Source organism: Enterobacter cloacae complex sp. P47BA (assembly GCF_014930485.1).
Taxonomy (GTDB): domain Bacteria; phylum Pseudomonadota; class Gammaproteobacteria; order Enterobacterales; family Enterobacteriaceae; genus Enterobacter; species Enterobacter bugandensis.
On sequence record NZ_JADBRF010000001.1, the window covers coordinates 1 to 15,076 of the forward strand.

Annotated in this window: 19 protein-coding genes and 1 pseudogene; 4 read left to right on the top strand and 16 right to left on the bottom strand. The window is 52.6% G+C overall.

Annotated elements, in window-relative coordinates; genetic code table 11:
* The 5 genes from IM299_RS22800 to IM299_RS00020 form a co-directional block, all read right to left on the bottom strand.
* Positions 1-99 (bottom strand): hypothetical protein (locus IM299_RS22800; RefSeq protein ID WP_227013014.1); only part of this gene is annotated, 99 nt, incomplete at its 3' end.
* Between the two features lie 114 nt (positions 100-213).
* A complete protein-coding gene (gene yciA / locus IM299_RS00005) occupies positions 214-609 on the bottom strand; it encodes an acyl-CoA thioester hydrolase YciA (protein ID WP_041909616.1) in 396 nt (131 codons plus the stop codon).
* 104 nt (positions 610-713) lie between these two features.
* Positions 714-1,253, bottom strand: coding sequence for a septation protein A (locus IM299_RS00010; protein WP_028013419.1), 540 nt, complete (start codon positions 1,251-1,253; stop codon positions 714-716).
* A gap of 56 nt (positions 1,254-1,309) precedes the next feature.
* On the bottom strand, positions 1,310-2,053 hold the full coding sequence (locus IM299_RS00015) for a YciC family protein (RefSeq protein WP_045630546.1): 744 nt from the start codon (positions 2,051-2,053) through the stop codon (positions 1,310-1,312).
* Positions 2,054-2,078: 25 nt separating this feature from the next.
* Entirely contained in the window at positions 2,079-2,483 is a 405-nt protein-coding gene (locus IM299_RS00020; protein WP_193356794.1) for a YkgJ family cysteine cluster protein, read from the bottom strand.
* Between the two features lie 281 nt (positions 2,484-2,764).
* Between IM299_RS00020 and ompW the strand changes: the two genes are divergently transcribed.
* Positions 2,765-3,397, top strand: coding sequence for an outer membrane protein OmpW (ompW, locus tag IM299_RS00025; protein WP_041909620.1), 633 nt, complete (start codon positions 2,765-2,767; stop codon positions 3,395-3,397).
* A 46-nt stretch (positions 3,398-3,443) separates the two neighbouring features.
* On the opposite strand, the gene IM299_RS00030 is transcribed toward ompW, so the two are convergent.
* The 5 genes from IM299_RS00030 to IM299_RS00050 all read right to left on the bottom strand — a co-directional run bounded on the left by IM299_RS00030 (position 3,444) and on the right by IM299_RS00050 (position 7,241).
* The gene (locus IM299_RS00030) at positions 3,444-3,782 is read right to left on the bottom strand and encodes a hypothetical protein (RefSeq protein WP_071530987.1); all 339 of its coding nucleotides are present in this window, start codon (positions 3,780-3,782) and stop codon (positions 3,444-3,446) included.
* A 126-nt stretch (positions 3,783-3,908) separates the two neighbouring features.
* Positions 3,909-4,142, bottom strand: a complete 234-nt coding sequence (yedF, locus tag IM299_RS00035; protein ID WP_003856774.1) for a sulfurtransferase-like selenium metabolism protein YedF — start codon at positions 4,140-4,142, stop codon at positions 3,909-3,911.
* Positions 4,139-5,350 carry a selenium metabolism membrane protein YedE/FdhT gene (gene yedE / locus IM299_RS00040; RefSeq protein ID WP_193356795.1) on the bottom strand — a complete coding sequence of 404 codons (1,212 nt, stop codon included), beginning with the start codon at positions 5,348-5,350 and terminating at the stop codon, positions 4,139-4,141. Before yedE ends, yedF begins: the two co-directional genes overlap by 4 nt.
* Positions 5,351-5,582: 232 nt before the next feature.
* Positions 5,583-6,350 (bottom strand): alpha/beta fold hydrolase, encoded by a 768-nt coding sequence (locus tag IM299_RS00045; protein ID WP_047364945.1) that lies wholly within the window; start codon positions 6,348-6,350, stop codon positions 5,583-5,585.
* A gap of 69 nt (positions 6,351-6,419) precedes the next feature.
* Positions 6,420-7,241 (bottom strand): alpha/beta fold hydrolase, encoded by an 822-nt coding sequence (locus IM299_RS00050; RefSeq protein ID WP_047364946.1) that lies wholly within the window; start codon positions 7,239-7,241, stop codon positions 6,420-6,422.
* 140 nt (positions 7,242-7,381) lie between these two features.
* Here IM299_RS00050 and IM299_RS00055 point away from each other — a divergent pair, with 140 nt between their 5' ends.
* Both IM299_RS00055 and IM299_RS00060 read left to right on the top strand, forming a co-directional pair.
* The gene (locus tag IM299_RS00055; RefSeq protein WP_193356796.1) at positions 7,382-7,861 is read left to right on the top strand and encodes a MarR family winged helix-turn-helix transcriptional regulator; all 480 of its coding nucleotides are present in this window, start codon (positions 7,382-7,384) and stop codon (positions 7,859-7,861) included.
* Between the two features lie 129 nt (positions 7,862-7,990).
* Positions 7,991-8,650 (top strand): DsbA family protein, encoded by a 660-nt coding sequence (locus IM299_RS00060; protein ID WP_048956180.1) that lies wholly within the window; start codon positions 7,991-7,993, stop codon positions 8,648-8,650.
* A gap of 63 nt (positions 8,651-8,713) precedes the next feature.
* On the opposite strand, the gene IM299_RS00065 is transcribed toward IM299_RS00060, so the two are convergent.
* The gene (locus IM299_RS00065; protein WP_047365473.1) at positions 8,714-9,319 is read right to left on the bottom strand and encodes a hypothetical protein; all 606 of its coding nucleotides are present in this window, start codon (positions 9,317-9,319) and stop codon (positions 8,714-8,716) included.
* A 493-nt stretch (positions 9,320-9,812) separates the two neighbouring features.
* On the opposite strand from IM299_RS00065, the gene cspA reads away from it, so the two are divergent.
* The gene (gene cspA / locus IM299_RS00070; RefSeq protein WP_048956179.1) at positions 9,813-10,025 is read left to right on the top strand and encodes an RNA chaperone/antiterminator CspA; all 213 of its coding nucleotides are present in this window, start codon (positions 9,813-9,815) and stop codon (positions 10,023-10,025) included.
* A gap of 154 nt (positions 10,026-10,179) precedes the next feature.
* Here the strand turns inward: cspA and IM299_RS00075 are convergent, their stop codons facing one another.
* The 5 genes and pseudogenes from IM299_RS00075 to trpCF all read right to left on the bottom strand — a co-directional run bounded on the left by IM299_RS00075 (position 10,180) and on the right by trpCF (position 15,074).
* Positions 10,180-11,094, bottom strand: coding sequence for a mechanosensitive ion channel family protein (locus tag IM299_RS00075; RefSeq protein WP_224955230.1), 915 nt, complete (start codon positions 11,092-11,094; stop codon positions 10,180-10,182).
* Positions 11,016-11,436, bottom strand: a pseudogene (locus IM299_RS22805) (hypothetical protein). Before IM299_RS22805 ends, IM299_RS00075 begins: the two are co-directional and overlap by 79 nt.
* Before the next feature lie 266 nt (positions 11,437-11,702).
* Complete coding sequence (gene trpA, locus IM299_RS00080) at positions 11,703-12,512, bottom strand: tryptophan synthase subunit alpha (protein ID WP_193356797.1); 810 nt, start codon at positions 12,510-12,512, stop codon at positions 11,703-11,705.
* Entirely contained in the window at positions 12,512-13,705 is a 1,194-nt protein-coding gene (trpB, locus tag IM299_RS00085; RefSeq protein ID WP_028013413.1) for a tryptophan synthase subunit beta, read from the bottom strand. The genes trpA and trpB overlap by 1 nt, the downstream gene beginning before the upstream one ends.
* Before the next feature lie 10 nt (positions 13,706-13,715).
* Positions 13,716-15,074, bottom strand: a complete 1,359-nt coding sequence (gene trpCF / locus IM299_RS00090; RefSeq protein WP_047364958.1) for a bifunctional indole-3-glycerol-phosphate synthase TrpC/phosphoribosylanthranilate isomerase TrpF — start codon at positions 15,072-15,074, stop codon at positions 13,716-13,718.
* Between the last annotated feature and the right edge of the window lie 2 nt (positions 15,075-15,076).

Consider the following 15,076-nt stretch of genomic DNA (forward strand, 5'->3'; position numbering starts at 1 on the left):
GGAAATCAGTTCCGGGTCAAGATAGTCGCCCAGAGAAGTCAGAGGGTTACGCAGAGAATCGTAACGTGATACCAGCTCAAGAGCCTGTCCAATGTGCATAAAAAATCCGGAAACGGGTAAACATTTCCGGATTCTTACACAGCCACTGGATCGGTCAACCGATCCTTAACTGATCGGCATTACTCCGAAAGGAGGCTTTTTTTTGCCTGCCACTCAGGCTGGCGGAAGCTGACGAGGTTTACCGTCGCTATCGACAGCGACATAAATAAACAGCGCTTCAGTTGCTTTATAGCGCTGTCCAATCGGTTCAGAAGAGACTTTCTTCACCCAGACTTCAATATTGATGGAGATGGATGTATTGCCGCGCTTTACGCAGCGGGCGTAACAGCAAACCACATCACCTACCGCAACCGGACGCAGGAAGGTCATTCCATCCACCCGCACGGTCACCACGCGTCCGTGAGCAATCTCTTTTGCCAGAATTGCGCCGCCCATATCCATCTGCGACATCAGCCAGCCGCCAAAAATATCGCCATTGGCATTGGTGTCAGCGGGCATTGCCAGTGTGCGTAAAACCAGTTCGCCCTGAGGGGCGTTATTTGTTGTCATTGTTTTAACTCATAACGGAAGACTTCAGGCGGGATGCTACTATGATTTCACAGCGGAGAGAATAGACCAGAACGCCTGTCGAACACGTTCTGGTCAGTCAGCAATCAGTGCTTGTCGTCCTGCGGCATGTGGCGATAGATATAAATGCCGCTTAGCAGGGTGAATATCAGCGTCAGGGCCGTCAGGCCGAAGACCTTAAAGTTGACCCAGATATTCTGTGGCAGCCAGAAAGCGATATAGATATTGGCAAGACCGCAAAGGATAAAGAACACGGCCCAGGCAATATTCAGGCGCGACCAGACTTCCTGTGGCAGCGTCAACTCTTTGCCGAGCATGCGCTGGATCAGCGGCTTTTTCATCACCCACTGGCTGATGAGCAGCGCACCCGCAAACAGCGCGTAGATCACCGTCACTTTCCACTTGATAAATTCATCATTGTGGAAGAAGAGGGTTAGCCCACCGAATACGGCGACCAGGACGAACGTCACCAGCGCCATTTTTTCAACTTTACGGTAGCGCACCCAACTGTAGATCAGCACAACCGCTGTCGCAATAATCAGCGCCGTGGTGGCAGCATAAATGTCATACAGTTTGTAAAACGCGAAAAAGACCACCAGCGGTAAAAAATCAAGAAACTGCTTCATTCTGTGATTCCATCTTCTCTGTTGAGCCGGGCCCTGTCATGCACCCGGCATCAGGGTTACTGACGAATTAACATATACAGGCGGAACAGATAGACAAGCAGCACCGCTGAAATCAGGTTGCTCAGTGTATTCGCGACCACCGCGCCGACGTTCGGGGTTAATACCGCAAAATTCGGAGCAAACAGGAGCAGGAGCGTTTTTGCCAGCAGCCAGGCAATGACTGCGGGAGCCACCAGACGCATATTAGCCCATGCGAGTCGGATGCTGCTGCGCATCGCGGTAAAAATTCCCATTTTATCCTGAACGACCATTACTGGGGCAAAAGCGAGCACAATAGCCAGTAACACGCCCGGCACCACAACCAGCATAATTCCCATCTGCACCAGCATGGTGGTTAAAAAGATCAGAATAAACAGCTTAGGTAAGACCGGCGCGCTGGCACCAATCGCCCGCAAGGCGCTGACCCGGTGGCCCGCCGACACCAGTTGGATCATCAGCAAAACGCCGCCCGCCAGAATGGCGTTACCAATCAGGCCAGAAAACGTGGATGCGGCAGACGCCCGGAGCAGAATTTGTTGCTGCTCTGGCGTCATGTTTTGCACCAGTTCAAATAGCCCAACGCTTCCTGCAAGATGGTCGCCCTGGCTCAGGCTGGCAATCTGTTCTTCACTCGGTGAGAACGCATGACCCAGCACCACAGTGATAAAGGCGCAAAGCAACGCGATCAGTAAAAAGGTAATGAACTGATTGCGGAAAAAATTTCCCGTGTCACGGTAGACAGACTTCGCCGTGATAGACATGCACTCTCCTTGAGTATTGCAGGTGTTAATTAGCCGGCAATTGTACACCGGATGAACCTGCTGTGGCAGCATCAAGGCTTGTATGGAAAAGCATATCTTTGTAAAGCGGCGGTAATCCAAAGCGCGCGCGGGCGCGATTACAGGCTTCGTTGACCTGCCCATCTTCCCCCGACATGGCAAATTCCCGGCACGGGCTGGGGCGATCCTCATAGATTGCGCACCGGGTCGAAACCCCGGGCTCACCTTGTAAGGCCGCGCAGCGGGCCTGCTTTTGATTGGTGCCGCTCATGCAGCGTAGAAAGGGGGTTAACGGCTCAGTAAGATGAACCGGAACGGTACCGCCGCCATCGTTGGCTTCAGCCCAGTAGAAAGAGACTCGAAAATACGCACAACAGGCTCCGCACGTCATGCACGGGTTAACTTCACTCATGGCACACCTGCAAAAAAGAACGCATCAAATCAACTTGTGAGAGCGATAAATTATCCAGCCGACAGAGGAAGAGCAAGAGGGGGAAAAGAGAAAATTTTGTAACTGTGAAATGCCAAAAATTGACATAGAAACAACTTATTGCTTTTCAAAGCGCCACAAAAAATTAACCCAGATCAATGAATGTTAACTTACTGGTTTTAATGTGATCTGTGGCAGATCACTTATTACTCTTTTGTGAGTATATTCTCATCCGCGATTAAAACCACAACGATGGAGCGGATATGAAAAAATTAGCGGTGGCAGCCCTTGTATTAAGCAGTCTCTCTGGCGGCGCGTACGCGCATGAAGCAGGCGAATTCTTTATTCGTGCCGGTTCGGCTACGGTTCGCCCAACTGAAGGATCGGATAACGTGCTGGGTATGGGCGGTTTTAACGTCAGTAACAACACCCAGTTAGGTTTAACATTCACCTGGATGGCGACGGATAACGTTGGGGTTGAGCTTCTGGCGGCAACACCGTTCCGTCACCGTGTCGGTCTTGGTGCGACCGGTGATATCGCCACGGTTCACCATTTACCGCCAACGCTGATGGCGCAATGGTACTTTGGCGATGCCAGCAGCAAGGTGCGTCCATATATTGGCGCGGGTGTGAACTACACCACCTTCTTCGATGAGAAATTCAACGATACCGGCAAAGAAGCAGGACTCTCCGATCTCAGCCTGAAAGACTCGTGGGGTATGGCTGGGCAGGTTGGTCTGGACTATCTGATTAACCGCGACTGGCTGATCAACGCCTCGGTCTGGTATATGGATATTGATACGGACGTACGCTTCAAGGCGGGCGGTCAGCAGCAAAGTATCAGCACTCGCCTGGATCCGTGGGTGTTTATGTTCTCTGCGGGTTATCGTTTCTGATCCCCCGTCAAACTGGCCACAGGGTGGCCAGTTTGCTTTGCTCACGTCAAAACGACGGATAAACCGGCCGCTCATCGAGCTTTACGCAGTGCCTCAGGATCGTTTCCCCATCATATAAATAGCTGAAAGCGTCGCTGGATACGGAATGGAAGAGAATATCGCCGTTGGCAAACGGGATCATTTCGGTATCACCCGCACGTTTATGCCCCGCACCGGTTTCAAAATGGCCGCGCCACCGTTCCTGAGTGTGGTCATAAACGTGCAGAATAACCTCGACAAGTCCTCTTTGCGGACAATTAAGACGCAGGAAAGTAGAAGAGAAATTCAGGGACAGCGCGTGGAAGGGAATCAATAAGGCGAAGACCAGTAAAGCTCGTAAATACATCAAACCGCGAAAACCTCCTTCAAAAGGGAAATGAGATTTTACTTAAGTCATAAATAACGTTTTTGTCGTGGATCAAGATGTCTTATAATTCAATACGATAAAGGCCCCTGACGAGGCCCTTAGCGATCATTTTTGAATCAGATAGCGAATGGTTGGACCATCCTGCTGGATATCCAGCACCGTATAACCGTGGTTTTTCGCATCCAGCGGTATGTTGTTGATGGACTGCGGGCAGTCGCTGACCACCTCCAGAATTTCACCTTTCTTAAGCTGCGGCAGCGCTTCAAGCGTAGCCACCGCCGGATAGGGACAGGGCTCGCCAACCATATCCAGACGATAATCAGGCACGATCTCTTTCATGCTGCATTCTCCTGCGTTTCTGTTTTAACGCTCGCACGGCGGAAGAAACGTCTCTCCTGTGCGACGACCAGTAAAAAAGCGACCAACAGCAGGGCGTAGGTGACGAGCAGGCCGCCGAGAGGTCCGAAGGTATTCAGCAGATTAACCTTATCCCAGCGGGTGGCCAGGACGGGTGACACGTCATCCCAGTAGTACGCCAGGATCGTCGAGCCAATCACATTACCCAGCCCCACCCACCAGTAGTGCACCTGGCCTTCGACGGCGCGATACATCCAGCCGGTTTCACATCCGCCAGCCAGCACGATCCCGAAGCCGAACAGCAGGCCGCCAATGACCGCGTTAGGACCGGCCCACATGATTTTCGGTTCGACGCCCAGTTGAACATAGCTGAAGATGCCGATGGCGCTGACCGCCATCCCGGCGATAATCGCCTTCGCCATCATCGTGCGTCCGGTGATCCACATATCGCGAAACGCGGAGGTGAAGCAGATCTGCGCGCGTTCAATGAGCAGACCAAAACCCACGCCAAACAGCATCGCCAGACCGAGCTTAGGCTGGTTCAGGGCGGTGCAGAGCGCCCATGCCACCATGGCGAAAAAGACCAGCATTCCGAGGCGGAAACGGCGCTTTGCCTGCTCCGGTTTTTGGGTTAGCGGGGACGCCGCGCTGACTTTTGTCATTTTCACCGGAATGCGGAACAGCGGCAGAAGGGTGAATTTTGCTCCGAAGTAAGAGCCAATCGCCGTGGCCACGGCAAAAAACCAGGCATGAAGGGAGAACTGCGGAATCCCCGTAAAGAACGCGGCCAGATTACAGCCCATCGCCAGGCGGGCGCCAAACCCGGCAATCATACCCCCGACTACCGCCTGCATGATGCGAACGCGGCTTTTGGGCATGCGCAGCTTAACGTTGTTTGCCCACAGCGCCGCAGCGAAACAGCCGCCGAACATGCCGATAATCATCATTCCGTCGATGCGGGTAAGCGGGGTACCGTCCAGGTGAATAAGTTTGAAGTATCCCCACTCTTCGGTATGTACGCCTGCGAGCTGCAGCAGTTGCCCACCCCAGCGGGTGAATTCACCGGTGACGGCCCAGAAGGTGCCGGTAATGCCGAAATAATAAGTAGAGAGAATGCCTGCCGCGATGACGGCCGGAGCAGGTGACCAGAACTTAACCAGGTAAGTCTGTTTGAAGGATTGCCATGACATGAGTAAGCCTCTGAACTCAGAAGGTGTATTTGGATTTAACGGGCTGGAATATATAACTTTTTGGGTTACTCTAAAACCTCTCCAAACCTACTCTCCGGGATAGCGTCATTTTTTATGACTTCAGTCATTAAATCTTGCGATACGTTGTACTCTGCGCGGGATTAAAACCAGGGCATTACGGATATGGCCCCCCCTCAGGCGAGGGGGGGCTTTCGGGGCGGGAGAATGATGTTTACTTCGCCGCTTCCTCGATAAGTGTGGCGACATCCTGCGGATGTGAAACCATCACGACATGGGATGCGCCTTTAATCACAACGGTGTGTTTTGATCCCGCGCGTTCAGCCATGAATCGCAAACCCTGGGCGGGGATATTCTTGTCGCCGTCACCGTAAATGAAGTAAGAGGGCAGTTTTTTCCAGGCTGGCGCACCCGATTTTTCAGTTAAAGCCGCTTCGGTAATCGGTCTTTGCCCTGCGGCCATCAGCGCCGCTTCTTCAGCTGAAACGTCATGCGCGAATTGCTGGTGGAACTTCGCCTGATCGATGGAGAGATCGACGCTACCATCAGCCAGCTTCACCGGTGCGGCGAGCGCCTGGCCAAGCGTGCCGCCAGGGAATTTTCCTGCCAGGTCGGCCGCGGCTTCACCCGCGTCGGGAGCAAATGCGGCGACATAAACCAGCGATTTGACATTGTTTGTATCACGGGCCGCGTTCGTAATAACCTGGCCACCATAGGAATGCCCGACAAGGACGACCGGCCCCTTAATGTTGTTCACCACAGAAGAGACGTAAGCCGCATCACCCGAAACACTGCGCAGCGGATTCGCCGCAGCAACGACATTATATCCATCCTTTTGCAGGATCCGGGTAACGCCATTCCAGCTAGAAGAGTCGGCAAAGGCACCATGAACCAGGACAACGGTCGGCTTAGCGGTTTCGGCGATTGCGCTGGCAGACAGCAGAACGGCGGCAACGGCAAGGGAGGCAGCAAATTTGGACATGATCATTCCTCTTTTCAATACAGTTTAAAGGGTATGCGTAGGGGGGCCTGTCTGGAACAGGCCACCTGGTTAGCCGCGAATAAAGGCCAGTACGTCAGCGTTAAAGCGATCGGCCTCTGTCTCAGCCAATCCATGTGAACCACCGGCATATATCGTCAGCGTCGCATTCGCAACGATCTCAGCGGCGCGGTGTGCGGATGCCTTAATGGGGACAATCTGGTCATCGTCGCCATGAATAATCAGCGTAGGGCGATCAATCTGCTGCAGGTCGCGTGTGTAATCGACTTCAGAGAACTCATGGATGCAGTCATATTGCCCTTTAATGCCGCCCTGCAGGCCAATTCTGCGGAAGTTTTCCCGTAACCCGTCATTGGTGGGGACATGGTCACGGTTAAAGCCATAGAACGGAATTGTCAGGTCAAAGTAAAACTGTGAGCGGTTTTTGGCCGTGCCTTCGCGGATAGCATCAAACACCTCAATCGAAGTACCGTCTGGATTGCCATCCGTCCGGAGCATAAGAGGAGGGACTGCGCCGACCAGAACGACTTTAGCCACGCGTGAGGTACCATGACGGCCGATATAATGTGCAACTTCGCCGCCCCCTGTGGAGTGACCCACTAAAATGAGATCCTTCAGATCCAGCGACTCAATCAGCTCAGCGAGATCGTCCGCATACTGATCCATATTGTTGCCGTGGAAAGTCTGGTCTGAGTGCCCATGGCTGCGACGGTCATGCGCGATAACCCGGAAACCATTCTGGCTGAAAAACAGCATTTGCTGATCCCAGGCATCAGACGATAACGGCCATCCGTGAGCGAAGAGGATAGGCTGACCTGAACCCCAGTCTTTGTAAAAAATGCCTGTTCCGTCTTTGGTGATGAAAGTTGTCATTTTGTACTCCTGTTATGTGTTGCGTTATTTGTTTGTGTGCGATTTGTTTGTGTGCAAATGAATATGGCAGCCCTTTTTGTCTTTGTCAATCGCTTGCAATTAAATCGTATGCAAACTATTTTAAGGGGACTGGAGGACATATGACTAAACACACTAATTTCGAGGATTCCCTGCCAGATGTGCACGGTATGCTCTGTTTCTCTCTTTACTCTGCAGGACATGTTTTTACTCAGCTCTATCGTCCCATGCTTGATAAGCTTGGCCTGACCTATCCCCAGTATCTGGTGATGGTTACCTTGTGGAATCAGGATGGGCGAACAGTGAAGGAACTGAGTGGAATTCTTTTTCTTGAGTCCAGCACGTTGACCCCTTTACTGAAGCGGCTGGAGACTGCGGGGTTGATCACCCGGACACGTAATCCGAAGGATGAGCGCGAAGTGCTTATCCACCTGACGGAGAAGGGGGAGGCGCTGAAAAGCGAGACCAGCACTATCACGCGCTGTATTGTGGATACCCTGGGGATGGACGCTGACATCATTGCTGACATCAAAGCATCAGTCGATAAGATCCGTGACAAGATCCACCGTGCGCAGAAACCGGACGCCAATGACCTGGCCTGATGGGGTCATTCGGGCACAGACATACTGTCCATTCGTACGCTCTATGAAACACTGAATTTACTGGAGGGCTGTTTTTCGCATTGAGGAATCTCATTATGATGAGGGCTAATGATTCCCAGGGGATACCACATGCGCATTGACAATCTACAGTATTTTTTTGACCCACTTTGCGGCTGGTGTTATGCCAGCTCGCCCGCCCTGAATTATCTGGCACAACATTACATCGAAAAACTCACGTTAATGCCCAGCGGTCTTTTTTGTGATGAGGGTGCCCGGCACATCACCGCCCAATGGGCAGAATATGCGTGGACAAACGATCGGCGTATCGCTTCGCTGACCGGTCAGCCATTCAGTGAGAGCTATCACCAGTTCCTGAACTCAGGTGCGCGCTTTGATTCGACGTTTATGAACCGGGCACTTACGGCTTTTCATGAAATCAGCCCGGTGGCAGAGGCAGGGCTGCTTCGTGCACTGCAACATGCTCGCTATGTACTGGGGCGTGATACCTCGCAAAGTGATGTGGTGGAAGAGATCGGCATCGCCTGGGCTCGGGAAAATAACGTTGACCTCAACCCCAATAACTTTGCCGGCCGGCTTGATGCCGATAACGCGCTTCGTAGCCTGACGGACGACAGGATCGCTGACGTAAAGCGTCTTATGAATCAAAAAGGTTTCAGCGGGGTTCCGCTGCTGTTGGTTACGGTTGACAGCACTGAGCACATTATCAGCGGCCATGATCTCTACGGCGGAGCAAAAAGCATCGGCGAGGCGCTGGCAAAGCTTGCGTAGCCAAAACGAGGCTTCCGGTTTTACACACCGGAGCTTCGTTTATCACCTGTTCGAATGCCCGAATCATTTCTGGCGGGAGAGGGATCGGAAAGAGCAGTAGTACCCTACAGATGCGGTAAGGCAGAGCATATACCCGAATGATTCGCTGCCTTCCTCCACGACATTCTTGACCACCCTGACGTAGCTTTGATCGAGTATCGCGTACCATAATTCGTGCATTCCAAACAGCCGGGAGAAAACCAGGACTGCCAGCAGACCACTGAGCATCATGCCATACCAGGGGGTACGGGTATAGTGGGTCAGTTGCGTAAGAGTAAGTCGGAAATGGACAACGGGATAAAGCAAAGCGCAAATGGCGGAAAGTAGTGCAAACCACACCCAACTTCCATGAGCCAGAAGATCAAAAAATGCATCCAGTTCGCGAATCAGCATGGAGAGGAAAAAACCGCCGATCAGGATGTTGCAATAGCGCATGAATTCCCATTTCTTCGCCAGCAGGAAGTGAATAAATACGATGCCCCCTAAAACCGATTCCTGCACAATTTCGGTCAGCGATATCTCCGGTATATCCAGATTAAATAAAGAGATATCCGCCCACAGACAAAGTACGGGCAAGGAGCAGGCTGCTGACGCGAAAAGAAAGAAGAAAAAGCTTTTGAGTACAGACATTAACACCACCACTTTCATTCAAAACACCTATGATAAGTGGCTTCGAACGAAAATCTATTTCACTTTGTGCGCTATAGGCATGAATTTTAAGCATATTGAGCTACATAGTGAGGGGGTGTTCACTCTGTGCCGATAAGCTCCCCCACTTTCACGGAGCTCTCCGTCACTAAAAGCGGCGATATGCTTTGGTTATTACAGGATGCGAATACATGGCTCCAGCGGCTTTAGTTTTCATAACCATTAAGCCGTCCGGGTGTTTAAGTGGTTATAATAAAAAATAAAAACTTTACTTAAAAAATTTTTCTGTGCCTGGATAGCGTCTTCGGTTTGGAATATAGACCTTATAAAAGCAGTTTAGTAAAGCAGTCCTCAGTTCAGGTGTTATCAATAGATACTCTTCTTCGTGAGCCTCCTCCTAAGTGCCAAATAAGTTACTCTCTAAATACAGGCCATCATCGCCGCGCTTAGTGGCTCAAAAAATAAGGAATTATCTATGTCTAATAAAATGACTGGTTTAGTAAAATGGTTTAATGTTGATAATGGTTTTGGTTTTATCACGCCTGACGACGGCAGCAAAGATGTATTCGTACATTTCTCTGCTATTCAGAGCGACAGCTTCAAATCGCTTGATGAAGGCCAGAAAGTGTCCTTCACCATTGAAAATGGCGCTAAAGGCCCGGCAGCGGGTAATGTTTCTCCGCTGTAAGTCGCGCCTGTTATCAATGACCCTTACGATAGCGATGAAGATGCGAGTCTGAGCAGTTAAGTTTCACTGATAACAAAAAACCCGCCGAGTGCGGGTTTTTTTAAGACTTCAGGAGAATTGTTATTCTGTCTTGTCGACCTGTTTTCAGAGACAATTATCCTTCACCCGGAGGCGGGATACGGTCCCGAAGGCTGTATTCCTGTGATAAACGCCAGAAATCATGACCAGCCGGATGCTGATATAAGCGGAGCGAGAATTGACCGGCGACAGCGGTGATGTATTCAAATATCGCTGACTGGGTATTTTCATACTCCATCCACAGTACGGAAGAGGTAAAGCAATAAATTTCCAGGGGAATACCCGACGGCGTAGGCTTTAGCGTTCTCACGACAATATACATATCTTTGATAATATCAGGCCGATCGGCGAGCCATGCCATCAGGTAGTGCCGAAAAAGCGTTAAATTTGTCAGGCCATTATCCATAAACCAACTGTCCGGTACGCCCATGGGATCACGCCCGTCGATGAGCTTTGCCAGCGGTTCATTCGTGCCGCGCAGGGCCAGCATCGGGGCCAGGGTTTCCTGAGTGAGAAATTTAACGGAGTGCTGATCGATAGTGGTGCTGCGCATAATCCGGCGCGCGCCTGACGAAAACATGGCCTGCCAGTTGGTATACGTTTCGGTCAGGAAGTTTTTGGTCGGTATACGCGAGATCGTGTTATCCCAGTTACGGATGGTAATGGTGTGCAGCGCTATGTCGGTCACTTCGCCACTCAGGTTCTTATCGGGCATTTCAATCCAGTCCCCCAACTGCAGGACATCATTTGACGAAAGCTGGATATTGGCCACGAGCGAAAGCAGGGTGTGCTGAAAGACTAACATCAGTACGGCCGCCACGGCCCCGAGGCTGGAAATAATGATCGCAGGGGATTTATTCGACATGACGGCAAGTATCATGATCGCAGCGATGATGTGGATAAATATTTTCCCTATCTGGATGTAGCCTTTGATAGAGTGATTTTTACGCTTCGTCTTGCGTAAATAAGAGCTGTTGACAATATCCAGCATCTCATTGAAGAAAACCGACAGAAAAATAAAGAATAAAATCCCACAGATGGTATTTATTGCCGTCACCAACGATGTCGGCATATTGGGCATAAACTGCAGGACATAATAAACGATAATAACCGGAATGAAATTCGACAGCTTCTCGGCAATACGACGATCTTTTTCCAGCGGGACATCCTGTTTATGGCTGGCAAAGAAGACCTTACGAACGATTTTTATGAGCAGAAATTTGCACATTAGGTGCGCAAAGAAACCGGAGATGACCAGCAGAATAAGATTAAATCCAATGGCCAGAGCCGGATTGCTTTCTATGAATGTTAATAAATAATCCAAGTACACCATCGCTTATCGCCTGAATCGTATGCCATTATGTATTAACCTCATTCAGGAGATAAATACAAAAATTTAACCAAATCATATAATGGCATATCCGGTACAGGCAAGTCCACGACCTGAATCCTAAGCCGCACCGAGCTATTTTGTTGCGGTCAGTAACTTTATTTTCAAATTCGTTCCAGGCGATAAAAGCAGGCGAATGTGCGTGGCAGTGCCCAGAATGACGGCGCTAAAGAAACACCGTCTGGCGGCGAAGCCAGACGGTGGAGAGGTTACGCTTTGCGCGTTGCCGCTTTCATTGCGCTGACAAACGTTTTCAGCTCAGCCAGCATTTGCTCTGGCTTGTCCACGTTCTTCTCAATGATTTTAACGATAGCGGAGCCTGAGATTGCACCGGCTGCGTTAGCCTCAATCGCCGCCGTGACCTGGTCGGGAGATGAAATCCCAAAGCCCTGCAGCGGAGGCGCGGCATGGTACTCGGCCAGCTTTTTCACCAGATGATGCAGCGGCAGTGCAGCTTTATTCTCGGCGCCAGTCACGCCCGCGCGCGAAAGCAGATAGGTATACCCGCGCCCGTAAGAGGCTATCTGGCGCAGCAGTTCATCATCGGCGTTAGGCGGGCAGATGAAAATAGGGGCGACATTGTGACGCATCGCAGCCTGGCGGAACGGCGCGGACTCTTCCACGGGCACGTCTGCTACCAGGACCGAGTCGACACCCACGCGCGCGCATTCGGCATAGAACTCGTCAACACCACGGTTGAACACCAGGTTGGCGTACATCAGCAGGCCAATTGGAATGGTTGGGTGCTTCTGGCGGATCGCCGCCAGCATTTCAAAGCACTGGGTTGGGGTCACGCCTGCCGCAAAGGCGCGCAGGGTGGCGTTCTGGATGGTCGGGCCATCCGCCAGCGGATCGGAGAACGGAATACCCAGCTCCAGCGCGTCGGCGCCGGCTTCAATCAGGGCGTCGATAATCTTCAGAGACTGCTCAGGGCCGGGGTCGCCCAGGGTAACGAAGGGGACGAACGCGCCTTCCTGGCGGGATTTCAGTTCAGCAAATACGTTATCGTAGCGTTCCATCAGATTTCCCCTCGTGCTTTCAAAATATCGTGAACGGTGAAGATATCTTTGTCACCGCGACCGGAAAGGTTCACCACCAGCAGTTGCTCTTTTTCCGGGTTCTCTTTCATCATTTTCAGCGCGTGCGCCAGCGCGTGGGAAGACTCCAGCGCCGGGATGATCCCTTCGCTGCGGCACAGCGTTTTGAAGGCTTCCAGCGCTTCGTCATCGGTAATGGAGACATAGTCCGCGCGCCCCGTGCTGTTCAGGAACGCGTGCTGTGGCCCAACGGACGGGAAGTCCAGTCCGGCAGAAATTGAGTAAGACTCTTCAATCTGCCCTTCATCGGTCTGCATCATCGGGGCTTTCATGCCGAAGTAGATCCCCACGCGGCCATGCTTCAGCGGCGCACCGTGCTCGCCGGTTTCAATCCCATGACCGGCAGGCTCGACGCCAATCAGCCCCACGCGGGTTTCGTCGATAAAATCGGCAAACATGCCGATGGCGTTAGACCCGCCGCCGACGCAGGCAATGACTGCATCCGGCAGGCGACCCTCTTTTTCAAGGATCTGCGCTTTGGTCTCTTCACCGATCATGCGCTGGAATTCGCGCACGATGGTCGGGAACGGGTGAGGACCTGCCGCGGTGCCGAGCATATAGTGCGCGGTTTCGTAGCTGCCGGACCAGTCGCGCAGCGCTTCGTTACAGGCATCTTTCAGCGTCGCAGAACCGCTGTGCACCGGGATCACTTCCGCACCCATCAGGCGCATACGGAACACGTTCGGCGACTGACGCTCAACGTCTTTAGCACCCATATAGATGCGGCACTTCAGGCCGAGCAGGGCGCTGGCGAGCGCAGAAGCCACGCCGTGCTGGCCCGCGCCGGTTTCGGCGATGATTTCGGTTTTACCCATACGCTTCGCGAGCAGCGCCTGGCCCAGCACCTGGTTAGTTTTATGCGCGCCGCCGTGCAGCAGATCTTCACGCTTAAGATACAGCGTGGTTTTGGTGCCTTCGGTCAGGTTGCGGCATTTGGTCAGCGCGGTTGGACGCCCGGCGTAGTTTTTCAGCAGGTCGGTAAACTCTGCCTGAAACGCCGGATCTTTCTGCGCGCTCACGAACGCTTCTTCCAGCTGGCGCAGCGCGGGCATCAGGATTTGCGGAACGTACATCCCGCCGAATTCACCAAAATACGGGTTAAGTAATGTCGTCATCTTCTCTTCCTTAATATGCACGCAGAGTTTTAAACACCGAGGCCAGCTTGCTGGCATCTTTGATACCCGGTTGCGACTCTACGCCTGAATTGAAATCGAGGCCTGCGCAGCCGGTTTTCGCGGCTTCCACACAGTTATCCGGGCTTAGTCCGCCCGCCAGCAGGACGTTGTCCAGCTTTTCGCCGTTCAGCAGCGACCAGTCAAAACGTTGTCCGGTGCCGCCCTGGCCGTTGTCGAGCACGTATTTGTCAACGTGGTGAAGATTACGTGCGGGCAGGGTGTTGCCCACGCTTTGTGCTTTCCAGATTTGAACCTGCGGTGCCAGCGCGTCGCGCAGGGCATTGATATACGCCTGATCTTCATCGCCATGGAGCTGAACGGCACTCAGGGATAACGCGTCGGCTTTTGCCACAACATCCGCGACATCCGCATTGCGGAACACGCCAACATAGCTCAGCGGGGCCGCCGCGATTACCTTGCGGGCCTGTTCCTCATTGACTGCACGAGGAGAGGTGTCGACGAAGATTAAACCGCCATAGATTGCTCCAGCCTCATACGCGGCCAGCGCATCCTGTTCGCGGGTCAGGCCGCAGACTTTGTTTTCACCCAGCAGCACGCGACGCACAGCCGCATTGAGGTCGTCATGTTCCATCATGGCGGAGCCAATCAGGAAACCGTTGGCGAAGTGGCTCAGCTCGCGCACCTGGGCGTAGCTGTTAATGCCGGACTCGCTGATCACCGTGACGCCCGCACCCAGACGCGGCGCCAGCTGGCGGGTGCGGTTCAGGTCAATCGACAAGTCGCGAAGATCGCGGTTGTTGATGCCGACCACTTTGGCTTCCAGCGCGATGGCGCGCTCAAGCTCTTCTTCGTTACTCACTTCGGTCAGCACGCCCATGTTCAGGCTGTGCGCCACGGCAGCAAGCTGGCGATACTGTTCGTCATCAAGTACCGAGAGCATCAGCAGGCAGGCATCGGCCTGGTAGAAACGCGCCAGCCAGATCTGATACGGGTCGATAATAAAGTCTTTGCACAGGATCGGCTGCGGTGCGATGCCGCTGACGATCGGCAGAAAATCGAAGCTGCCCTGGAAATATTTCTCATCCGTCAGCACGGAGATTGCCGACGCATGATGCTTATAAATACCGGCGATACGCGCCGGGTCGAAATCGTCACGAATAACGCCTTTTGAGGGAGAGGCCTTTTTGCACTCCAGAATAAAGGCGGTACGTGCACCCTGCAGGGCGTCATAGAAACGACGGCTGCTCGGGACGACGTCATTCTGGAAACTGGCAAGCGGCTGCTCTGCTTTGCGTGCTTCCACCCAGATGGCCTTATCGGCAACGATTTTCGCTAAAACGGTCTGCATTC

What these genes read in the sequence shown, in the direction of transcription:
- yciA (WP_041909616.1), bottom strand. Translation starts at nt 609, where the DNA reads ATGACAACAAATAACGCCCCTCAGGGCGAACTGGTTTTACGCACACTG.
- IM299_RS00010 (WP_028013419.1), bottom strand. Translation starts at nt 1,253, where the DNA reads ATGAAGCAGTTTCTTGATTTTTTACCGCTGGTGGTCTTTTTCGCGTTT.
- IM299_RS00015 (WP_045630546.1), bottom strand. Translation starts at nt 2,053, where the DNA reads ATGTCTATCACGGCGAAGTCTGTCTACCGTGACACGGGAAATTTTTTC.
- IM299_RS00020 (WP_193356794.1), bottom strand. Translation starts at nt 2,483, where the DNA reads ATGAGTGAAGTTAACCCGTGCATGACGTGCGGAGCCTGTTGTGCGTAT.
- ompW (WP_041909620.1), top strand. Translation starts at nt 2,765, where the DNA reads ATGAAAAAATTAGCGGTGGCAGCCCTTGTATTAAGCAGTCTCTCTGGC.
- IM299_RS00030 (WP_071530987.1), bottom strand. Translation starts at nt 3,782, where the DNA reads ATGTATTTACGAGCTTTACTGGTCTTCGCCTTATTGATTCCCTTCCAC.
- yedF (WP_003856774.1), bottom strand. Translation starts at nt 4,142, where the DNA reads ATGAAAGAGATCGTGCCTGATTATCGTCTGGATATGGTTGGCGAGCCC.
- yedE (WP_193356795.1), bottom strand. Translation starts at nt 5,350, where the DNA reads ATGTCATGGCAATCCTTCAAACAGACTTACCTGGTTAAGTTCTGGTCA.
- IM299_RS00045 (WP_047364945.1), bottom strand. Translation starts at nt 6,350, where the DNA reads ATGTCCAAATTTGCTGCCTCCCTTGCCGTTGCCGCCGTTCTGCTGTCT.
- IM299_RS00050 (WP_047364946.1), bottom strand. Translation starts at nt 7,241, where the DNA reads ATGACAACTTTCATCACCAAAGACGGAACAGGCATTTTTTACAAAGAC.
- IM299_RS00055 (WP_193356796.1), top strand. Translation starts at nt 7,382, where the DNA reads ATGACTAAACACACTAATTTCGAGGATTCCCTGCCAGATGTGCACGGT.
- IM299_RS00060 (WP_048956180.1), top strand. Translation starts at nt 7,991, where the DNA reads ATGCGCATTGACAATCTACAGTATTTTTTTGACCCACTTTGCGGCTGG.
- IM299_RS00065 (WP_047365473.1), bottom strand. Translation starts at nt 9,319, where the DNA reads ATGTCTGTACTCAAAAGCTTTTTCTTCTTTCTTTTCGCGTCAGCAGCC.
- cspA (WP_048956179.1), top strand. Translation starts at nt 9,813, where the DNA reads ATGTCTAATAAAATGACTGGTTTAGTAAAATGGTTTAATGTTGATAAT.
- IM299_RS00075 (WP_224955230.1), bottom strand. Translation starts at nt 11,094, where the DNA reads ATGCTGGATATTGTCAACAGCTCTTATTTACGCAAGACGAAGCGTAAA.
- trpA (WP_193356797.1), bottom strand. Translation starts at nt 12,512, where the DNA reads ATGGAACGCTACGATAACGTATTTGCTGAACTGAAATCCCGCCAGGAA.
- trpB (WP_028013413.1), bottom strand. Translation starts at nt 13,705, where the DNA reads ATGACGACATTACTTAACCCGTATTTTGGTGAATTCGGCGGGATGTAC.
- trpCF (WP_047364958.1), bottom strand. Translation starts at nt 15,074, where the DNA reads ATGCAGACCGTTTTAGCGAAAATCGTTGCCGATAAGGCCATCTGGGTG.